Source organism: Methylophilus sp., assembly GCF_035460085.1.
In the GTDB taxonomy this organism is placed as follows: Bacteria; Pseudomonadota; Gammaproteobacteria; order Burkholderiales; family Methylophilaceae; genus Methylophilus.
In genome coordinates, this window is the sequence record NZ_DATHWZ010000108.1 from 1 (window position 1) to 3527 (window position 3527).

At 46.6% G+C, this 3527-nt stretch carries 2 protein-coding genes; both read left to right on the plus strand.

What is annotated here, in order from left to right:
• The first annotated feature begins 381 nt into the window (after window positions 1-381).
• A complete protein-coding gene (locus VK958_RS13615) occupies window positions 382-2643 on the plus strand; it encodes a catecholate siderophore receptor Fiu (RefSeq protein ID WP_325242253.1) in 2262 nt (753 codons plus the stop codon).
• Between the two features lie 66 nt (window positions 2644-2709).
• Window positions 2710-3387: a Fe2+-dependent dioxygenase gene (locus tag VK958_RS13620; protein WP_325242255.1), complete on the plus strand. Its 678-nt coding sequence runs from the start codon at window positions 2710-2712 to the stop codon at window positions 3385-3387.
• Window positions 3388-3527: the final 140 nt, after the last annotated feature.

Below are 3527 nucleotides of genomic sequence, written 5' to 3' on the forward strand. Positions count from 1 at the left end.
CTATATAAGCATTGCAATAATAAATGAGAAACGTTATCATTATCTCTTTGATACATATTTATACACTTTGATATATTTGAATAGCCAGGCTTGATCCTAGATTGATCATAGTCAGTGGGAGCCAATCAATATCAGGTGAAACGAGCAGTGAATTCTCTGAAAAAATCAACAGAATTACTTTATTGACCTCATCAGGTCAACGCTCTCAATAAAGCGCGAATCATCCCTTAAAAACAATTACTTGTATAGCTGTATGCAACGGCGTTTTGTAAGGATTTGTATCTGTGCGCATTTCAAAAAAGTAAATATTGTATTAAAGCCCCATCGTGCCAGCCTAAGGTTTCCCCTGCAGCCAGCAAAACATTATTTGAGGAAAGAACCATGCGTCATATTCGTAGCCGCAAGCATCATCCAGCGCGCATCGCAGCTTTAGTAGCTGCTACTTTTTCAATGACTGCCTTTGCGGCAGAAGAAGCAGCACAGTTACCTGAAGTAGCTGTTAAATCAAAAAAAGAAGTCGCGCCGTTCAAGGCTGATACTTCAGCCAATACCAAATTCACCAAGCCTTTGATTGATACGCCACAAACTGTGCAAATCATCAAAAAAGAATTGCTGACGGAACAGGGTGTGTTTACCTTAGTTGATGCCCTGCGTAATACGCCAGGGATTACTGTTCAACAAGGCGAGAACGGCAATACATCGGCTGGCGATACATTTTCCATGCGTGGTTTCAATGCGTCCAACCAATTATTCGTAGATGGCATTCGTGACTTGGGTGCAGTCACACGCGACATATTCAATACAGAGCAGGTAGAAGTGATCAAAGGGCCAGCTGGCGCGGATATTGGCCGTGGCGCTGCTTCCGGATACATCAACCTGATCACCAAATTACCAACCTTGACCAATGCTAATTACGCAACAGTAGGCTACGGCGCAGCGCAAAGAAAACGTGTCACCATTGACGTTAACCAGGCACTGGATGCAACGACGGCTGTTCGCATCAACGGCCTGATCACGGAAGGAAATGTGCCTAAACGTGATGAAGTTGATAACCAGAACTTCTCGATTGCGCCTTCTATTGCCTTTGGTCTGGGTACTGATGCACGCGGCTATTTTTATACCCAACACATTCGTCAGGACAATACGCCAGATGGTGGGATATCCTCTATCGGCAGAAGCGGCTTCTTTAACACAAATGCCGCTATCCGCAATGGTGCTAAAACTGACCGTGAAAATTTTTATGGCAGCAAAAACGATTATGAGCGTATTGACTCAGACATGCTCACTGCAAAACTCGAGTATGACTTATCTGAAAAAACGACTCTCCGCAATATTACACGTTATGGCCAATCATCCATTGACCGTATCCTTACAGGTGTGAATGGGATTACTGCCGTAACGCCTGCAAACCCAAACACATGGACATTAGCCAGATCTCGCCAACGCATTAACCGTGATGACGAAATATTGATCAATCAAACCAGCCTGAATAGCATTTTCGACATTGCCGGTTTCAAGAACTCCTTTACCGGTGGTGTTGAATTCATTTACGAAAGACAGAAGAACAAAGGTTTTGGTACTGCAGCGACTACCACTAGTGGTGTCCCTTTCACTGCCACTCCCAATCCGCCGGCCAATCTATACAACCCGAATGAAAATGATGCACTGGGCAAACCATATGCAAATGGTGCAAATACGGATGGCCGCACTTCGACCATGGCTGTGTATGCATTTGATACCGTAGACTTGAATGATCAATGGCAGGTAAATGGCGGAGTCCGTTTTGAACGTTATGACACCAGAGCCATTGGTGCATCAATACTACCAGGCGGCAATCCTGTACCTGCTGTGACGACTTTAACTCCCTTTAATTTGAGCGATTCCGACAACCTCGCCAGCTACAAAGCCGGCGTATTGTATAAACCAGCCTCTAACGGAAGTGTGTATCTCGCTTACGGCAGTTCATATACACCACCAGCAAGTGCTAACTTTGCACTCTCAGGTACAGCTAACAACCAGAACAACGGTGCGTTAGACCCGCAAAAAACCGATAATTACGAGTTGGGTACGAAATGGAATGTGCTAAATAACCAATTGAATGTAACAGCTGCTGTTTTCAGAACCGAGAATGACAAACAAACTTCTTTTGACGACCTGGGTAACCCGGCACAAATGGGTAAAACACGCGTCAGTGGTTATGAATTGGGTACTGTCGGTCAAATAACCGAAAACTGGCAGATCAGTGCCGGATTCACCAAGCTTAACGCAAAGGCACTTGACCAGCAAACCGCCGCTGGCGTGAATACAAATGCTGTACGTTGGGTACCGGATTACAGTGCGACTGTGTGGACGCAATATTCCTTTGATAGTTTAACGATTGGTGGCGGTGCGCGTTATATGGGTGAACAAAAGCGTTTAGTGACGACGAACACAGCAGCTAACGTTAACAACATGCCTGAGATACCTTCTTATACTGTATTCGACGCCATGGTGGCTTATGCCGTAAATCAAAATTTGAATTTGCGTCTGAATGTATATAACTTGTTCGATAAAGAATATATCAACACGATGAACAACAGTGGCGCACGCGTGCAGTTAGGTTTGGCACGCTCTGCGATGGCAACTGCAGAAATTAAGTTCTAAATGCATTAAACTGAACGCCCGTCAGATGTTTCTGGCGGGCTTTTTTATTTGTAGGCGAGAGTGATCATGCTGTTGCATATTCCCGAGATATTTAATCCTTCTCAAGTTGAAACTTTGCGCAACGCTTTACAGAGTGGACCGTGGGTTGATGGTGCTGCGAGTGCCGGACCATTGGCTGCTGAAGCAAAACATAATCTGCAATTTTCTACCGAAGCGGAAGAATATCCATCGCTCGCCAAAACCATCGCTGCAGCATTGGAACGCCACCCTCTTTTTCTTTCAGCCGCATTGCCGCAGTTCATTCTGCCATTCATGTTCAACCGCTATACCGGTGGTGGCAATTATGGTGACCATATCGACAACGCCATACAGACCGACAGGGATAGCGGGAAACGCTTGCGCACCGACATTTCAGTGACTGTCTTTTTGTCTGATCCTGAGAGCTATGAAGGTGGTGACCTGATCATAGAGGATACTTATGGTGCCCACGAAGTGAAACTGCCAGCCGGTGATGCCATTATCTACCCTTCTTCCAGCCTGCACCGGGTAGAACCCGTCACTGCCGGTGAGCGTATTGCGGCTTTTTCATGGGTACAAAGCCTGGTGCCCGACGCTTGGCAACGCAGCATGTTGTTCAACCTGGACATGACATTGATCAAACTGCGCAGCCAGGTTGGCAACTCGGAAGAGATTGTTGCACTGACCGGCCACTACCATAACCTGTTAAGGCAATGGAGCCGCTGATGGTGACGCCAGCGTTAACTGCCATCCCCCAGGATATTGTTTGTGCTGCGGACTATGAACGGCATGCACGCGAGCATATGTCAGGGCCAACCTGGGCCTACCTGCAAGGCGGTGCTGCGGATGAGCTCACCCTGAATGCG